This window comes from Pseudoalteromonas sp. S1608, from assembly GCF_005887265.1.
Taxonomy (GTDB): Bacteria; Pseudomonadota; Gammaproteobacteria; order Enterobacterales; family Alteromonadaceae; genus Pseudoalteromonas; species Pseudoalteromonas undina.
The window spans coordinates 44,059-59,479 of the sequence record NZ_PNDK01000042.1 but is presented as its reverse complement, the minus strand read 5'-3'; the positions used below and the strand labels follow the sequence as shown (position 1 = coordinate 59,479).

Here is a 15,421-nt window from a genome sequence, read left to right as displayed (position 1 = left end):
CCTTTTTTAATGCTTGCAAAACTAAAAGTTATATTCGAACTTTGCAAATGCAGACGTATCGTTTTCTGCTCCATCGTTATTAGAGGCAAGTCCGCCAAGGGTCAAGCGCCCCCCCATGGCAAGCATTCTGTAACGTACTTCAAGCTGTTTAGAGCTAAATGCTGTTTTGGTAATCGAGTTACCTAAGTCTGGGTTATTTGGGTATCTATCACGGTTGTCGCTGTTGTAGTCTATATCACGTAATTTTACTTGCCAGTCAGTTCCGCTTGAGAGTTGCCCAAGTACGGTTAACACTAGCGATTGCGCATCATTATCATAGGTAGAGCCGATAGGGCGACCATGGTAACGGTATCCTGAATTATAAATACTGTGCTCATAGAAGCAGTTTTCAGTTGCTGATGTGGCAGAACACGCTACGCCGGTATCAGTGTATTCTAGGTTAAATAAAATATTCTGATTATAAATACGAGTCGTAGTTTGTATTCCACCAAGATAGCCTCTGTCTACTGGCTTAATGCCGCCACTGGTATCTTCACCAATAGTGCTTGCATATACCGCATAAGGTTGATTAAACAAAGTGTCAGACCAACGAATATCAAAGCCCGCGAGTTGATTACCCAAGCGAGTTATAAGCTCACCATCACAATCATTGGTACCATCAACACATTCACCTCCGCCGGTTATTAAATCAAAAAAATCGCCTGCTGAACTGGGTTGTCCCTTGCCAGCCCATTGTGCTGACCAACTAAAGCCTATTTCTAATTGTTGAATTGGACGAAGATTTAAACGAGTACTCCATAATAATGCATCAGGTACAACTCGGGTTGACTCAAGCTTAGCCATTTGTGCTGTAAAGCTCCACTGACCAATCCAGCTAAGCCAAGGCGTTTCGAACGCGCTACTTTGTTCTCGGCTGAGGCTTATTGCGGGAAGTGGCTTTGAATTACCAGACATAATTAAGCTGTTATCAACACCTGGGCCCCAAAATTGCTCAACGGCACCTGCTCTTACAATCCAATTACCCATACGATAAGCTAAATAGCTGTCATCTAAAGAGGTATCATTACAGTCTGTTAATACTTGCTCATTTTTGGCTATATCGTCAGTTGTTTTGCCATTGACTAAACAGTTTTTGCCATCACTGCGATGATTAAGCGCAACTTTAGCCGCAAAGTTATGTCCTAGATAAGCATAAGCTGCTGTTAATTCAGACTCTTGAGTATTTGTTGCCCCAAAGCTAGTAACGGCTAATGGATCTGAGTTGGCGGAAGCTGAAAGTTGTACACTATGAGAACCACTATTTTCTGACTTATAACGATGTTTCACACGCAATAACGCATCCTGCAGGCGAGGAGGTAATTGTTCTAACGTCGTATTATTTACATCATTAATAAAGCTTTTCCACATTAATGGATACGTTGTTACTGGCGCTAAAATAATGCCAGCATCGGCAAGCTGTTGTATATCAGCTCTAAGACCATAGTCATCAGGCTTTACCCAGGGTTCAGCATTCACGGTTGTGGTTACGGCACAAAAAAGTGAAGAGAGTATAAAAATTTTGTTTCGCAAAGCTCAGATCCTTGTGATTTAAATTGCGGCTAAGTCTAGCAATCTACGCCTTTTATTGCAGTAATTAAATCAACTCATTAAACAAAGATTAGCTAAAAAATATTACTCTGGAACAGATTAAAACACTGTAGCTCTATCGTAAAAAAGATGGCGTTGATATACTCGCTGCAAAGGAAAAGCAGAGATAGTAATGAGCAACAAACGACTTTTATTTATTCCCGTGTCATCGCCAGAAGGTATTGGTGAATATATGCGCTCATTACAGCTAGCTCATACTCTTACCTCAGAGTACGACAAGCAGTTAGATATTCATTTCATTTTAAATAAGCACACGGCTTACGCTAAAAGTTGCCCGTTTCCTACTTTACTGTTAAATCAATCGGCAACAAAAGAAAACACACGTGTATGTCAGTTTATTGAGCAATACAAACCAGATGTGGTGCTGTTTGACTGCGCAGGGCGAGCAGAACAAATGAAGGCCGCGAGAAGTGTGGGTGCTAAAGTGGTTTTTATTTCTCAGCATACAAAAAAACGAGCAAAGGGCTTAAAGCTCAATAGAGCGGGTCTTATTGATACTCATTGGGTGGTTCAGCCTGATTACTGTATCGACCCTCTTTCATGGTATGAAAAACTAAAGCTCAATATGGTGCCATTGGCATACCCTAAAAATGTAGGGCCATTTACTGTTTTTGCTTCAGAGCAACAAAAAAGTGATGTGCTGACACGTTATAACTTACAAGAAAAAGAATTTTTTATCGTGAATGCAGGCTCCGGTGGGCATACTATTAATGGGCAAAGCTGTGCTGATATCTATTATAAAGCAGGACTGATTATTGCGAAAAAAACGGGTTTAAAAGGGGTTGTGGTGTTTGGTCCTAACTATACGAGCCCATTACCAGATACCGATGAGCTTACTTGTTTAGCAAGTCTTCAGGGTGAAGAGTTTTTAGCCTTACTAAGTCAGGCAAAGGTGGCATTATTAAGCGCGGGTGATACTTTACTCCAAGCTATTGCCTTGCAAACCCCCACTATTGCGTGTGCTATTTCAAAAGATCAAGGTGAGCGCCTCACTCGTTGTACTCGCACAGAAGTGGTTTACCAGGCACAGCTTGATATTGTCGATATAAGTGAGAAAGTGCAAACGTTACTTACAGAGTCTCGTTATAAATATATTATTGATAAGTATTCTACTTTAGAAACAATCCACAGTTTTGATATTATTACACAAGGATTGAAAAACATGTTGTTTGATAATACTCATTAGTTATCAAAATTTTAGTTTACAGGATCTTGATTTAGCAAGTTTTCTAGAATTCGAGCTTTTGGTTGTATTGGTTGACTAATGTTTGCCAATCGTTTTGCTGCCAATGAAAGTTGCTATTGCGGCTTTGCTCTTTTAAAAAGGAGCGCTGTAAGCGAGACATATTGCTTTGTTGCCATTTTTTATGGGGCACTTTTATTTCGCCACGGTCAAAGTCGATAATGTAAACATCACCAGAGTCATCAAATAAAATATTATTAATATTTAAATCAGCGTGATAAACCCCTTTACTATGAAATTGGGCAATAGTTTGTGCTATTTTTTTTATCTCAGCTTCACTCAATGTGCGTTCAATCAATATATCTAATATACTTTTAGCACCGCTAACCGCTTCAGTAATAATATCACCTCGGTAAATGAAGCCATGTCGGCTCACTTTAGCTGCAATGGGCTTTGGTACATTTAAACCTAACTCTATTAATTGCGTCATTAAGCTAAATTCTTGATAAACACGCGTATGCTCAAGTCCGAAGTATAAATATTGGTCACTAAGTAGCTTGCCTATGAGGCCGCCACGCCAATAATGGCGCAACACAGCTGTTAAATCTGCATGTTTAAAAAACCAAGCAGTTGCACGCCCCTTTTTAGCGCCGACAATTTTTTGCTGTTGTTGCCAGAAATTGGGCTCAAACCAATCTAACTCTATTTTGGCGCTATATTGAGGATGGCTTAAAATGACATGGTTATTTTTGACGTGTTGATTAAACATAGCTCATAGGATTCGCTTAAATATGTGCACATATTAACGTGTTTTCAGGCTAAGGATAAGTACTTGCAATGACGCGATTATAATTTAAGATCAGGTTTTATTATTTTACCTCCAAGGAAACGTGTGACTTCAGCGCCTACTTACACATCTATTTGTATTTTACGTCTTTCTGCCATTGGTGATGTATGCCATGCAGTGAGTGCGGTACAAGCAATTCAAAAAGCGCATCCAAATGCTAAAATTACATGGGTGATAGGGAAAGTCGAGGCGATGCTGTTAGCAGATTTGCCTGGCGTTGAGCTTGTTGTATTTGATAAAAAACAAGGTAAAGCGGCACTGAAACAGTTAAAGCAAACCTTCCAAGGGCAGTGTTTTGATGTACTGCTTAATATGCAAGTGGCTTTAAGAGCTGGTTTTGTCGCTCGCTGTATTCCAGCCAAAGTTAAAATTGGTTTTGACTGGGCTCGCTCAAAAGAGCTGCATAGTTTATTTATTAATAAACGCATTAAAGCCCAATCTCAGGCACATGTTTTAGAGGGGTTTAAAGGCTTTGCTCAAGCGATTGGTGTTGATGATTATGTCCCTGTTTGGAATATGCCCTACACCGACAAAGATCAAGCTAAAGCTGATGAGCTGTTAGGTGAAGATTATTTATCACATAAGCTATTCGTTATTTCGCCAGCAGCAAGTAAAGCACAGCGTAACTGGTTAGCCGAAAGCTATGCCGTGCTTGCTGATTATGCCAATGCGCAAGGTTTTAAAGTGGTGCTAACCGGTGGGCCTACTGAACTGGAAATTAATTTAGCAAATAACATCATTAAATACTCTGATTCACCCATTCTGAACTTGGTGGGTAAAACAAAACTCAAAGAATTATTGTGCGTACTTAAGCGTGCAGACTTAGTACTTGCGCCCGATACAGGCCCAGCTCATATGGCGGTGACTGTGGGCACACCGGTTATTGGCCTATATGCGCATTCAAACCCAGCGCGAACGGGGCCTTATTTATATCAAGATTACGTGGTTGAGGTTTATCACCAAAACTTATTAAAGCAAACAGGTAAAACCGCCGAGCAACTACCTTGGGGTACGCGGATTAAGGGCGATGATTTAATGAGTCAAATAACCACGGATGCAGTAAAAGAAATGTTTGACCATGTTGTTAAAAAAGAGTCGTTATTATGAATGGTAAACACACAAATAAGGCGCTTTTTTTAGACCGTGATGGTGTAGTAAATGTTGACCATGGCTATATATTTAAAAGCGAAGAGTTTGAATTTATAGAGGGTGTGTTTTCAACGTGTAAAGCATTCTATGACGCGGGCTATAAAATAATTGTTGTAACTAACCAATCAGGTATTGGTCGAGGTTATTACTCAGAAGCCGATTTTTTTGCCCTTAACATATGGATGAAAGCGCAGTTTAGTCATCATCAAATTGAAATTACTGATGTTTATTTTTGTCCTCATCACCCTAAAAATGCATTGCCAGCGTATTTAACAGATTGCGATTGCAGAAAACCAGCGCCTGGTATGTTGCTGCAAGGAATAAAAGATCATCATATCGACCCTGCACTTAGTGTGATGGTGGGAGACAAACGAGGTGATATGCAAGCTGCTATGAGCGCTAATATCCGTACTAAAATACTGGTACGTTCGGGGCAAGCAGTTGATGAGCAAGCCGTAAAGTCTGCTGACTATGTTTGTGACTCAATCAAGGAGCTTCCTGTTCTGCTTGCTGATCTGCTTTAGTGCATACCTCACGCCTGTAAACTGGCAGCTTTTCCTGCCAGTTAGCTAATTTGCGACGAATGACAAACAGTGCAATTTCGCGCTTAAACTTTTACAATACCCGCATTATAAATAGCAGCAACACGTCTGCTGTTTAACCCGTTCAACCAAATGGAGATCACAGATGAGAGCATCTGCTTTTTTTAGCCAATTACAACAGCAAATCGAAGACGTCAAAGCTGAAGGTTTGTACAAAAATGAACGTGTTATCACTTCACAGCAGCAAGCTCAAATTGAAGTGGCATCAGGTGATAAGGTTATTAACTTTTGTGCTAACAACTACTTAGGTTTAGCTAACAGCCCAGAGCTAATTGCAGCTGCCCAACAAGGCTTAGATGACCATGGCTTTGGTGTTGCCTCAGTGCGTTTTATTTGTGGTACCCAAGATATTCATAAAACGCTTGAGAAAAAAATCAGTCAATTTTTAGAAACTGAAGACACCATTTTGTACTCATCATGCTTTGATGCGAATACAGGCTTGTTTGAAACTATTTTAGGTGCAGACGATGCAATTATTTCTGATTCATTAAACCATGCATCTATTATTGATGGCGTGCGTTTATGTAAAGCAAAACGTTTCCGTTATGCAAATAACGATATGGCTGATTTAGAAAAGCAATTAATTGCAGCCGATGAAGCCGGTGCTAAAACTAAACTAATTGCTACTGATGGCGTGTTCTCAATGGATGGCGTCATTTGTAATTTAGAAGCAGTGTGTGATTTAGCCGACAAATATGACGCGCTTGTTATGGTTGATGACTCACATGCCGTTGGTTTTGTTGGCGAAAACGGTAAAGGTACGCCTGAGTACTGTAATGTACTCGACCGTGTCGATATTATTACTGGCACCTTAGGCAAAGCGCTTGGTGGAGCTTCTGGTGGTTATACTTCAGGTAAAAAAGAAATTGTTGAGTGGCTTCGTCAGCGTTCACGTCCATACTTATTCTCAAATTCATTAGCGCCTTCAATCGTAACAGCGTCAATCAAAGTATTAGAAATGCTTGAAAATGGCGGTGAGCTTCGCGCTAAGCTATGGTCAAACGCTAAATACTTCCGCGAGCAGATGGAAACGGCAGGTTTTACCTGTGCAGGTAAAGATCATGCGATTATTCCAGTGATGCTAGGGGATGCAAAAGTGGCGTCACTTATGGCTGATAAACTATTGGCTGAAGGGATTTATGTAACTGGCTTTTCATTCCCTGTTGTACCAAAAGGTCAGGCGCGTATTCGTACCCAAATTTCTGCAGCGCACAGCAAGGAGCAGCTTGATACAGCCATTGCAGCCTTTACCCGTATTGGTAAAGAGATTGGTGTTATTTAATTTTCTTGTTAAATCGCGGCTAAAGTCGCGATTTTTTAATTGAGTGTGGATTATGAAAGCATTATCAAAGTTAAAAGCAGAGCCTGGCATTTGGATGACAGATGCACCAAAGCCTGAAGTAGGTCATAACGATCTGTTAATTAAGATTCGTAAAACAGCCATTTGTGGTACCGATGTTCATATTTACAAGTGGGATGAGTGGGCACAAAACACTATTCCTACACCTATGGTGGTTGGCCACGAATATGTGGGTGAAGTAATTGACATGGGCCAAGAAGTTCGCGGTTTCGAAGTTGGCGACCGTGTATCTGGTGAAGGTCATATAACCTGTGGTCATTGTCGTAACTGCCGTGCTGGACGTGTTCATTTATGCCGTAATACAACCGGTGTAGGTGTTAACCGCGAAGGTGCATTTGCTGAGTACCTAGTGATCCCAGCATTTAATGCATTTAAAATTCCAGATAACATTAGCGATGAACTGGCCTCTATTTTTGACCCGTTTGGTAATGCTGTACATACCGCTTTATCGTTTGATTTGGTGGGTGAAGATGTATTGATCACCGGTGCAGGCCCTATTGGTATTATGGCAGCCGCAGTAGCTAAACATGTAGGTGCTCGTCATGTAGTTATTACCGACGTAAATGAATATCGCCTAGACTTAGCGCGTAAAATGGGCGCAACGCGTGCTGTTAACGTCGCGAATGAAAAGCTTGAAGATGTAGCTAAAGAGCTGGGTATGACAGAGGGCTTTGATATTGGCCTAGAAATGTCAGGTGTTCCGAGTGCATTTAATGCCATGCTAAATAATATGAATCATGGCGGCAAAATTGCCATGTTAGGTATTCCACCTTCAGATATGGCGGTCGATTGGAATCAAGTTATCTTTAAAGGCTTAGTGATCAAAGGTATTTACGGTCGTGAGATGTTTGAAACCTGGTACAAAATGGCCAGCTTGATTCAATCAGGACTTGATTTAAAAACAATTATTACTCATCAATATTCAATTGATGACTTCCAAGCTGGCTTTGATATGATGATTTCAGGCCAATCAGGTAAAGTAATTCTTAACTGGGATTAATTATCCACTGTTAAGAAAATTAAAGGCGGCATTTGTCGCCTTTTTTGTAATTATAAGAGAGTACTATGGCATTTAAACATATATCAATCGCACAAACCCTCGAACTACTAAACAAAGAGGATGTGGTGATTGCCGATATTCGCGATCCTAATTCGTATCAGGCAGGGCACATTCCTGGCTCTGAAGCGCTTTCAAATGCAAATATCGCCCAATTTATGATGGAAAAAGAGTTTGACCAGCCGATTATTATTGTTTGTTATCACGGCATGAGCTCACAGGGTGCAGCAAGTTACTTAGTAGAGCAAGGCTTTGAAGATGTTTACAGCATGGATGGCGGTTTTACTGCGTGGGAAGCCGCTTACAAGGATAAAGTAGCACGATGATAGAGCTAGGCAGTCTAACTAATCCCCGCGCTGCACAGGGCTTTATAGATTACCTAAAAAGCCAAGGGCTTTCAGGGCAAATTCGTACTGAGGATGGCCATACGCTTGTTATTAGTGTGGCACCTGAAGACTTTCATGCAGTGCAGCCTTTATGGAACGAATTTGCTAAAAACCCTAATCATGAGCGTTACCAACAAGCATCATGGCAAGTAGGTACTACGCAGTCACCGTTAAAGTATCAAGGGCAGTCACTTAATTTAGTCGCTCGTTTTAAAGCCTTAAGCTGGCTTAATCAAGGTGTTAGTATTCTCAGCATTGTTGTTTATATTGCCTTTTTATTTGGTGCGTTTGAGCCTATTTATATGGCGTTGCAGTTCAATCCTGCGTCACCACTTACCTGGTTAACACCTGCTATTGTGCATTTTAGCGCTATGCATATTGTGTTTAACTTAATCTGGTGGGTATCGCTGGGTGATAACATTGAAAAGCAATGTGGTAAGTCGAGTTTAATCGGGCTGTTTTTAGTTACCGCTTTAATAAGTAATTGGGCACAGTACTTAATGGTCGGTCCTAACTTTGGTGGGCTTAGCGGTGTTGTATATGGGTTGTTAGGCTTTTGTTGGATTTACAGCGCGCTTAACCCTAAACAGCCTGCACTGGTTACAACCGCAATTGTTGGTTTTATGCTGGTATGGTTAGTACTTGGTTTTGCAGATGTATTATTTGTTGGAATGGCTAATTGGGCACACTTAGGTGGGCTTGTTAGCGGTATGGCTTTTGCCTATACCGCTCAGCTTTTTAAAACAAAAAGCGCCTAATGATATAAATATTTAGTAAATAACAGGTCTCGGATTATTTCTTGGCCTGTTTCTTCCTTAAGTAAGCTTTTTAGTTTTTCTGCGCTTTTAAGGCGAATTTGCTCACGCCCTGTTAAAGACTTTATTTTGTTTTCAGGCTCTTTTGATAATATCTCTACTAGCGCATCACGTAACAGCGGAGTGTGGTGTTCTACAATGGCAATATCGGATGTTTTGTTTAGCATTAAATCTACCGTGACGCGAACGTAACCCATTTTTTTACTTGATGGACCAATGTAATTGGTAATAATGTCTGGCTCAAACCCAAAATAACCCACAGTAGACTCAGCACGTGCTGATAAGCTAGTTAGGCTGACTAAAAGAATAAAAAGGCCTGTAAATACTGTTTTTTTCATTTCAAAAGCGTTTCCGTAAACTGGTTACAAATAGTTTATACTTATTAGTAAATAAGATACAGCAAGATGCTGTTATTTGTTGTGTTTGTAAAAGTACTCTGGATTCAAGTTTGGGATAGGCAATAGCGAGAGTCAAATGCTGATTAGCTTTTTATGACACAGGATGTGCTTGGTATTGAGTAAATCGCGCTTTTTCAAATTCGTTGGCAATGTTATGATCTCTTTGATTTTTTTCAAGTAGAGTTATTGTGATTACTTTTCCTCTTTCTTTATCTGCTGATTGGCAGAGTACCGCTCAAGTAATTGGCTTATCTAACGCTGAGAAAGAGTGGTTATTTGAACCGCATTCTTTAACGGCTAAATTAAAAAGTCAGTCTCAGCGTTTTGCCGTAAAAGTGTTGAGTGAGCAAAAAGTAGACCTTTCTCAATCACAGCAAACGCTATTAAGTAAGCAGGTAAGTACAGTACTTAACCGTGAAGTGTTACTGTTGTGTGATGAACAACCGATTGTTTATGCTCAAAGTTGGTTGCCAGTAACAAGCAATAATACAAACAATCAGCTGCACAATATGGGAGAACGCCCGTTAGGTGATGTAATCTTTCAAGATCCTGCGTTAAGGCGTACTGATATTGAAATTGCTCGCTTTGATGGTAATCACTCATTGCAATCACTGGTGAGCGAACTTAATTTACCGAATCGCTCTTTACTGGGCAGACGCAGCGTATTTTCTTTACATAACTATCAATTTTTGGTCTGTGAGGTTTTTTTACCAGGAGCTTACTTATACTCATGAAACTAGCCGCTTTGTCTGTTAATCATATTCCCTATTACATCCAGTTAATGCGAATTGATAAGCCCATAGGCACTTTATTGCTACTTTGGCCAACTTATTGGGCACTATGGATAGCGAATGATGGTCTGCCTAGCTTAACGAATTTCATTGTGTTTACCCTTGGAGTAATAGTTATGCGAAGCGCAGGATGCGTTATCAATGATTTTGCAGATAGAAAAATTGATGGCTCAGTAAAGCGTACTTGTCAGCGGCCGCTAGCGACCGGAGCGGTAAGTAGTGGCGAAGCAATTAGTTTGTTTTTATTACTCGTTGTCATCGCTTTTATATTAGTATTATTGCTTAATACCAATACTATTTTGTTATCGTTTGGTGCGCTTGGATTAGCGTTTTGTTATCCCTTTATGAAACGTTACACGCAACTTCCACAGGTTGTATTAGGGGCTGCTTTTGGTTGGGCAATTCCTATGGCATTTATGGCATCAACAAACTCATTGCCTGTGCAAGCTTGGTTGCTATTTATTGCCAATATTTGCTGGACGGTGGCTTACGACACTATGTACGCCATGGTTGATAGAGACGATGATTTAAAAATAGGAGTAAAATCAACCGCTATTTTATTCGCCAGTTATGACCGCCATATTATAGCGCTACTTAACTTTAGCTTTTTTGCGTTGATGGTTTTAATTGGGTTGATGAATCAAATAGGATTTAGTTTTTGGTTGGGATTAGCTATTGCAGCAATGTTACTTGTGTATCAACAGCGTTTGATTCATTTACGCCAGCGAGATAATTGTTTTAAAGCATTTTTAAATAACCATTACGTAGGACTGGCTATTTTTATTGGTTTATTATTTTCTTACCCCGTTTTTGCTTAACGGGGTGGGTCGATAATGCCACTAATTGACGCGTTTTTTCTGAACCAACCAGCAATCGAATAGCGGTTATCAACAGCAGGAAGTACTTCATGTACAAAGCGTTCGCTTTCAAATAATACCAAAGTGCCTGCCGTGGGTTTTATTACTATTTCTATGTCTTTACTTTTAGGCTTGTAAATAACTAGATCTCCACCTTCCTCTGGAGAGTTCAAATATAATACGGTAGTAAAAACACGGTTTGAACGACCTTTAAATGCATCTACATGTTTTTTATAAAAATCACCTTGCGTATATTTTGCATAGTGACATTCATAATCAAACAAACCCATAAAGAAAGTTCGATTAAGCGTATTACGAACTGCTTCCATTACTTGCTGGTAGCCAAGTTGTGCATTTGAACTGCCATCAAACCAATAGGTTTTGTCTTTACGAACTGTATTATCAATTTGCAAGTTATTTAATCGACCAATACCAGCAAGGCTAAAGTGTGGATTTATTCTGTAGCAATCTGCCATTAAATCAAAGATTAGGTCACTATCAATGGCGTTTTCAATAATGGCATAACCATGCGTTTCAATCTGCTCTAGATAAATTCCAGAAGCTGTAAAGTTGTTCATTAACGCTAGTCATAATAGTAGGGAGCGTTAGTTTAATGTAAAAAAACTTTAAAGCTACAAATTTATCGCGTTCACCAAAGCGCATGGTGTAATGTTATGCTTTTGAGACTTTATTTATTAGCGAGAGTAAGTGGTCAACATGCTCACCTGCTTCTATTTGTTGGCTGGTTTGCACAATAAGTTGCTCATGGCTAATATCGTTATTAGTTTTAAGTTGAATCAAGTTATGGTTTTCTGCCACAGAACTGGTGTGTTCAATACCGGCAATGGCAAAATGGTCTGACTTTTCAAGTCCGGCCATTACCTGATCAATACTGCCCACTTTAATAGTTGATACTTTATTTAATGAGTCTATTACTTCATTAAGCATTGATTGCACTTGTTTTGACTGTGAAAAACAACTGAACATTGGATAACTTTCGAGTTCTTTTTTACTAATATCGCTTTTATTTGCTAAAGGATGTTGTTTTGAACAAAATAAAATAAGCTGATCAGGTAATTGTATGTCGCTACCAATGCTATTGACTATTTGCGAGCATACACTAATGTCAATTTCACCCTGAAGTAACTTTCTATGAAGCTCAGTTTTGTTTTGTAGCTGCATTTCGATTTTAATATGCGGGTATTGGCTTAAAAATTCACCGCAGGTTATTGGTACTATGCTGCTGGTTGTTGTGGTGTAACCAATAACCAATTTTTTCTCTTCAGTGCCATTAATTGACTGAAAAGCGCGATGTTTTATTTGCTCTAGCTCATTGAGGGTATTTTTTGCAAAGTCGAGGAAAAGTTCGCCTGCTTGAGTTAATTTAACCGAGCGAGTAGAGCGGGTAACAAGTTCGTAGCCAAGCTCTGTTTCAAGAGTTTGAATACTTCGAGTTAACGCAGATGTGCTAATTTGGGTTTGTTCTGCAGCTTGCCTAAAATGACGAAGTAGGCCAAGCGCTACAAACTGTTCTAATTGTTCAAATCTCACTATATAGTCCTTTTTTATAGGTAAGCTAGGGGAATTGCAGATTAAATACTGACTTTATATCCCTACAGATCAGTTGAAATAATGTTTTTAACCACCTCCTTAGATTAACTTTCTTTTCATCGTATTTAAAGAGAATAGTTGCTAAAAGTTGTTATACCTTTGGGTAATGTTAAATAACTGTAGGGTTTTATTATTGACCAAGTTTATGCAATTTTATAACAGCTTTATTAAAGTCTCGGTTTGTTAATTGCTGCTTTTGCTTTTAGGGTTGGGCTCAATAAAATTTTTACTTACTCGGTTACTTAAAGGCTTATTTTCAATGTTTTGCAATTCAATTTCTATGGCATCACAAGAGATGTGAATTTCAAATAATGAAGTAAGCAAAGATAAGCTTAAACAACTTAAACTGACACCAAATAAAATAATGCCCGTGGTATTAAATTCTATAAATAATGCGAACATAGATAGCGTACATAATAAAAAAGCAGCCACTCCGTATACTTGCATGGTTCTTATTAATTTTATTCGCTTTCTAAGGTTGGTTATTTGCGCCACCACAACAGGACGAATAGATTCCCCTTCACGTGCATTCAGTTCTCGTATTAGTTGCGCTAGCACTAAAAATCGGTTTGTATAGGCGAGTAACAACAATGAGATTGCTGGAAAAAGTAAACCTGGAGTAGTTAGCGTCATAATGTGTCCTTAAATCATATTATTTGCTTTAGGTTACGCAGGCAAATAGTACACATAAAGTAAATGAGGTGGATATTGCAAAATATTAATAATAGCGATTCAAATATAACATCATTTGATTGGGTTACGCTTTATAACGCAGAAAATAGTTTAGAGGCCAATATAATAAAAGGATTGATTCTGAATGCGGGAATTGAGTGTCAAATTAAAGGCGAAATGCTGCAAGGTGCAATGGGCGAGATCCCGTTTGAGCAAACACAAGTAAGTGTGCAGGTTTATGCGATAAAAGAGCGCCATGCACGCGAAATATTGGTAAACTATCAGCAAGTAAAACAATCCGCTCCAGATTGGGTGTGCCCTAACTGTAATGAGCATAATGGATCAACATTTGATTTTTGTTGGTCATGTGGGACTTTAAAGAATGACAAAAGCGAATAATTTTCAGCGTATTAGAGAGTTAAATTACCTGCAAAAAGCGGTATTGGCCAGTGCGTTAATAGAGCGTATGTTGCCTAATTATGGACTATTTAGTGAGGCTACCGGTTTTGGCGATGAGGTTATTTTGCGTAATGCTTTAAATGTATGTTGGGAAAAGATACTGCTTCCTAAAAGTAAGATTGATTTAGAAAAGCAAGTCGAAAAAATTGAACCTAATGTACCTGAACTTGCTGATTTTGATATGTTTGGCACTTACCCTGCCATTGACGCTGCCACCTCATTATTGAGCTTAATGCATGGCCTTTTAGCACAAGACGAGCAAGAATTTGTTAATGTGAGTAAAATATCGCAGGCAACTGTGGCTCGCTTTATTGAGTATCAAATGACAGTTGAAGGGGATGTTGCTGATAATAAAGCAGTGCGTGAACACCCACTAATGCAATACGAAATAGAGGTATTAGGTGAACTAATTGATTTTGTAGAGGCAATGGGGCGTATTACTGCTGAAAATGTAAAAGCATTGAAAAAGCATGTCCTTGCTGATGGCCAAACTAACATTGGTTTAGCACTTTAAGTTATTTGTTTTAAACACCTTGTTAGGTGGCAGGAGAATTAACAATGCGAATTTTAGGCATTGAATCATCATGCGATGAAACTGGTATTGCTATTTATGATGACGAAAAAGGGCTACTGGCTCATCAATTATATAGCCAAGTAAAAGTACATGCTGATTACGGTGGTGTGGTACCTGAACTTGCATCTCGCGATCATGTACGTAAAACATTGCCGCTTATCGATGCGGCATTTGCACAAGCTGGCTGTGGACCTGAAAATTTAGACGGTATTGCCTACACGGCAGGACCAGGTTTAGTAGGGGCTTTGTTAGTAGGTACCTCAATTGGTCGCTCTTTAGCGTATGGTTGGGATATTCCTGCGGTGGCAGTGCATCACATGGAAGGGCATTTATTAGCGCCAATGCTTGAGGAAAACGTTCCCGAATTTCCATTTATTGCTTTACTCGTATCTGGCGGTCATACCATGATGGTAAAGGTCGCGGGTATTGGCCAATATGAAGTATTGGGTGAGTCGGTAGATGACGCTGCAGGTGAAGCATTTGATAAAACAGCTAAATTACTAGGACTTGATTACCCTGGCGGTCCTCGTTTAGCTAAAATGGCTGAGCAAGGCGTTGCCAAACGATTTGTTTTTCCACGCCCGATGACAGATAAGCCTGGTCTTGATTTTAGCTTTAGTGGCCTAAAAACCGCCGCTTCGATTGCTATTCGTGAAAATGATAGTGACGAGCAAACTAAAGCAGATATTGCCCATGCATTTCAAACAGCTGTTATAGATACTCTAGTGATTAAGTGTAAGCGAGCACTAAAACAAACGGGTATTAAACGTTTAGTAATAGCCGGTGGTGTAAGTGCTAATACGCAACTACGTTTGCAATTAGAGCGTGTGATGCAAGGTATGAAGGGCGAAGTGTATTACCCTCGCACTGAGTTTTGTACCGACAATGGCGCAATGATTGCTTATGCTGGTATGCAGCGTTTAAAAGCGGGGCAGTTTGCTTCGCTTGATATGAAAACTAAACCGCGCTGGCCAATCGATAGTCTAGAAGCAATATAGTTAACCAGAACCTAG

General features: G+C 39.6%; 18 protein-coding genes. 12 read left to right on the top strand and 6 right to left on the bottom strand.

The window, feature by feature from the left end:
* Positions 1–21: 21 nt before the first annotated feature.
* Positions 22–1,569 carry a capsule assembly Wzi family protein gene (locus tag CWB75_RS15780; RefSeq protein WP_138571157.1) on the bottom strand — a complete coding sequence of 516 codons (1,548 nt, stop codon included), beginning with the start codon at positions 1,567–1,569 and terminating at the stop codon, positions 22–24.
* 190 nt (positions 1,570–1,759) lie between these two features.
* Between CWB75_RS15780 and CWB75_RS15775 the strand changes: the two genes are divergently transcribed.
* Positions 1,760–2,833 (top strand): glycosyltransferase family 1 protein, encoded by a 1,074-nt coding sequence (locus tag CWB75_RS15775; RefSeq protein WP_138571156.1) that lies wholly within the window; start codon positions 1,760–1,762, stop codon positions 2,831–2,833.
* A gap of 43 nt (positions 2,834–2,876) precedes the next feature.
* Here the strand turns inward: CWB75_RS15775 and CWB75_RS15770 are convergent, their stop codons facing one another.
* The gene (locus tag CWB75_RS15770; protein ID WP_138571155.1) at positions 2,877–3,599 is read right to left on the bottom strand and encodes a 3-deoxy-D-manno-octulosonic acid kinase; all 723 of its coding nucleotides are present in this window, start codon (positions 3,597–3,599) and stop codon (positions 2,877–2,879) included.
* 123 nt (positions 3,600–3,722) lie between these two features.
* On the opposite strand from CWB75_RS15770, the gene CWB75_RS15765 reads away from it, so the two are divergent.
* From CWB75_RS15765 to glpG, 6 genes are all read left to right on the top strand, one after another.
* A complete protein-coding gene (locus tag CWB75_RS15765; RefSeq protein WP_138571154.1) occupies positions 3,723–4,784 on the top strand; it encodes a glycosyltransferase family 9 protein in 1,062 nt (353 codons plus the stop codon).
* Complete coding sequence (gene gmhB / locus CWB75_RS15760) at positions 4,781–5,350, top strand: D-glycero-beta-D-manno-heptose 1,7-bisphosphate 7-phosphatase (protein ID WP_069438525.1); 570 nt, start codon at positions 4,781–4,783, stop codon at positions 5,348–5,350. Before CWB75_RS15765 ends, gmhB begins: the two co-directional genes overlap by 4 nt.
* A 163-nt stretch (positions 5,351–5,513) precedes the next feature.
* Positions 5,514–6,710 (top strand): glycine C-acetyltransferase, encoded by a 1,197-nt coding sequence (locus CWB75_RS15755; protein WP_010390993.1) that lies wholly within the window; start codon positions 5,514–5,516, stop codon positions 6,708–6,710.
* Between the two features lie 52 nt (positions 6,711–6,762).
* Positions 6,763–7,788, top strand: a complete 1,026-nt coding sequence (tdh, locus tag CWB75_RS15750) for an L-threonine 3-dehydrogenase (protein ID WP_138571153.1) — start codon at positions 6,763–6,765, stop codon at positions 7,786–7,788.
* 65 nt (positions 7,789–7,853) lie between these two features.
* Positions 7,854–8,171: a thiosulfate sulfurtransferase GlpE gene (gene glpE / locus CWB75_RS15745; RefSeq protein WP_008115594.1), complete on the top strand. Its 318-nt coding sequence runs from the start codon at positions 7,854–7,856 to the stop codon at positions 8,169–8,171.
* Positions 8,168–8,989 (top strand): rhomboid family intramembrane serine protease GlpG, encoded by an 822-nt coding sequence (glpG, locus tag CWB75_RS15740; RefSeq protein WP_138571152.1) that lies wholly within the window; start codon positions 8,168–8,170, stop codon positions 8,987–8,989. The genes glpE and glpG overlap by 4 nt, the downstream gene beginning before the upstream one ends.
* Here glpG and CWB75_RS15735 read toward each other — a convergent pair.
* Complete coding sequence (locus tag CWB75_RS15735; protein ID WP_008115596.1) at positions 8,986–9,384, bottom strand: flagellar basal body-associated protein FliL; 399 nt, start codon at positions 9,382–9,384, stop codon at positions 8,986–8,988. The two genes, glpG and CWB75_RS15735, sit on opposite strands and share 4 nt — an antisense overlap.
* A 248-nt stretch (positions 9,385–9,632) precedes the next feature.
* Here CWB75_RS15735 and CWB75_RS15730 point away from each other — a divergent pair, with 248 nt between their 5' ends.
* Together CWB75_RS15730 and ubiA are read left to right on the top strand one after the other, a co-directional pair.
* Positions 9,633–10,178 carry a chorismate--pyruvate lyase family protein gene (locus CWB75_RS15730; protein WP_138571151.1) on the top strand — a complete coding sequence of 182 codons (546 nt, stop codon included), beginning with the start codon at positions 9,633–9,635 and terminating at the stop codon, positions 10,176–10,178.
* Positions 10,175–11,053, top strand: a complete 879-nt coding sequence (gene ubiA / locus CWB75_RS15725; RefSeq protein WP_138571150.1) for a 4-hydroxybenzoate octaprenyltransferase — start codon at positions 10,175–10,177, stop codon at positions 11,051–11,053. Before CWB75_RS15730 ends, ubiA begins: the two co-directional genes overlap by 4 nt.
* Here ubiA and CWB75_RS15720 read toward each other — a convergent pair.
* From CWB75_RS15720 to CWB75_RS15710, 3 genes are all read right to left on the bottom strand, one after another.
* Positions 11,050–11,670, bottom strand: coding sequence for a 2OG-Fe(II) oxygenase (locus tag CWB75_RS15720; RefSeq protein WP_138571149.1), 621 nt, complete (start codon positions 11,668–11,670; stop codon positions 11,050–11,052). The genes ubiA and CWB75_RS15720 overlap by 4 nt on opposite strands.
* Before the next feature lie 94 nt (positions 11,671–11,764).
* Positions 11,765–12,643 carry a LysR family transcriptional regulator gene (locus tag CWB75_RS15715; RefSeq protein WP_010391006.1) on the bottom strand — a complete coding sequence of 293 codons (879 nt, stop codon included), beginning with the start codon at positions 12,641–12,643 and terminating at the stop codon, positions 11,765–11,767.
* Between the two features lie 243 nt (positions 12,644–12,886).
* A complete protein-coding gene (locus tag CWB75_RS15710) occupies positions 12,887–13,336 on the bottom strand; it encodes a DUF2721 domain-containing protein (RefSeq protein WP_010391008.1) in 450 nt (149 codons plus the stop codon).
* Positions 13,337–13,411: 75 nt separating this feature from the next.
* Here CWB75_RS15710 and CWB75_RS15705 point away from each other — a divergent pair, with 75 nt between their 5' ends.
* Genes CWB75_RS15705 through tsaD form a run of 3 tightly spaced genes read left to right on the top strand, consistent with a single transcriptional unit; the run spans position 13,412 to position 15,406 of the window.
* Positions 13,412–13,774, top strand: a complete 363-nt coding sequence (locus CWB75_RS15705; protein ID WP_010391010.1) for a putative signal transducing protein — start codon at positions 13,412–13,414, stop codon at positions 13,772–13,774.
* Complete coding sequence (locus CWB75_RS15700; RefSeq protein ID WP_008115608.1) at positions 13,758–14,348, top strand: YjaG family protein; 591 nt, start codon at positions 13,758–13,760, stop codon at positions 14,346–14,348. Before CWB75_RS15705 ends, CWB75_RS15700 begins: the two co-directional genes overlap by 17 nt.
* A 44-nt stretch (positions 14,349–14,392) precedes the next feature.
* On the top strand, positions 14,393–15,406 hold the full coding sequence (tsaD, locus tag CWB75_RS15695) for a tRNA (adenosine(37)-N6)-threonylcarbamoyltransferase complex transferase subunit TsaD (RefSeq protein WP_138571148.1): 1,014 nt from the start codon (positions 14,393–14,395) through the stop codon (positions 15,404–15,406).
* The last annotated feature ends 15 nt before the right edge of the window (positions 15,407–15,421 follow it).